Raw genomic sequence first — 946 nt, 5'->3', positions numbered from 1 at the left:
GCACGTCTGTCAGGTCGCCCACGTACACCGTCGCCACGCCCTCGTCGTACAGTCGTTCAACGAGGTCGCGCACCAGTGCGTTCTGTGCGTGGTCACGACGGCGGGTTCGCTGTCGGTACAGCCGTCGAATCCGTTTCGAGGAGTGGCGACCCTCTTGGAGTTTCGACTGTAGGCGGGCGATTTCGTCTGTCGTCTCGCGGAACCGTCTGAACAACTCCCGACCGTCGTAGAGGTACTGGTCCCCAGTAGTCGTGGAACAGGCGACGAGATTGTTCGCGCCAACGTCGAGGGCGGCTTCGTGAGAAGCCAATGGTGAATCCAGTCGAGAATCAGGTACGGTGACTGGTTGGAAAGCCCTGAACGTGTCGCTAACCTCATTGTACTCAAGTTCCAGACGACCCTGTTTGCCGTCCCACTTCGGGTTGCCTCGGACTTCGAGGCTGAGTCGTTCGTGGTAGCCGAGTCCGTATTCGCCTTTCAGTTCTTGCCCGACAGGGATTTCGAGACGGCTACGCTTGCCCCACTGAATCGTGTACTGGTTGCATCGAATGTAGGTACGGAATTCGCGCCCGTCCTCCTCGTTGCCCCAGTACGACGGTGGGTTGGCGTACTCGCCTTTCTCTTTGAGCGCGAAGAACGACCGCCACGCTTCGCTGTTCTTTCGCGTGACTTGTTGGACAGTCGCGCTTCCGACAACACCGTTGTACTTTCCACGGTATTCGGAAGTGACCCACACGTCGCCGTCACCGAAGTAGTTCTGACGACGTTCGTAGGTCAGTTCGTTCCACAGGGAGGCGGAGGCGTCGAGTAGCCGTAGGAGGCACTCTTTGTCGTTCTCGGTCTGTGGCACGACCTCGAAGGTGTTGACGCGCTTCATGCGTCGTCACCCTCCTGTTCAGCGATGTATCGTTCGACAGCGCCCTTGGAGGCACTCCCCGCCGTTCCA

Annotated in this window: 1 protein-coding gene and 1 pseudogene; both read right to left on the bottom strand. The window is 59.0% G+C overall.

The genetic code is table 11. The features are described 5' to 3' along the window. Positions 1 to 877: transposase (locus AUR66_RS15550; RefSeq protein ID WP_058573173.1), on the bottom strand; the 877-nt coding region annotated here is incomplete at its 3' end. Then, positions 874 to 946: pseudogene (locus AUR66_RS21385) on the bottom strand (IS200/IS605 family transposase); the annotation flags it as partial. The gene AUR66_RS15550 and the pseudogene AUR66_RS21385, both read right to left, overlap by 4 nt.

This window comes from Haloferax profundi (assembly GCF_001469865.1).
Lineage (GTDB): Archaea > Halobacteriota > Halobacteria > Halobacteriales > Haloferacaceae > Haloferax > Haloferax profundi.
This window is presented reverse-complemented; position numbering and strand designations above follow the sequence as displayed.